The organism is Aquimarina sp. U1-2, from assembly GCF_017897595.1.
Taxonomy (GTDB): domain Bacteria; phylum Bacteroidota; class Bacteroidia; order Flavobacteriales; family Flavobacteriaceae; genus Aquimarina.
Map to the genome: position 1 here is coordinate 1 of NZ_JAGKIK010000136.1, position 331 is coordinate 331.

Annotated in this window: 1 pseudogene; it reads left to right on the plus strand. The window is 33.2% G+C overall.

The features are described from left to right. Positions 1-331 (plus strand): annotated as a pseudogene (pgi, locus tag J8281_RS19370) (glucose-6-phosphate isomerase); the annotation flags it as partial.

Sequence of the window (331 nt, forward strand, 5' to 3'; positions counted from 1 at the left end):
TAACTTTTTTAATGCCGAAAGTGAAGCAATCATTCCTTATTCTCAATATTTAAATCAGTTTGCCACCTATTTGCAACAAGGCATTATGGAAAGTAATGGAAAAAGTGTGGATAGAAATGGTAACCCAATAAGTTATCAAACAGGAACGTTAATTTGGGGAGAACCAGGAACCAATTCGCAACATGCGTTTTTTCAATTAATACATCAAGGTACAAAACTTATTCCAGCAGATTTTATTGGTTTTGTAAAATCACTGCATGGAAACCAAGATCATCAAGATAAGCTTATTTCAAATTTCTTAGCACAAACAGAAGCGCTTCTTAATGGAAAA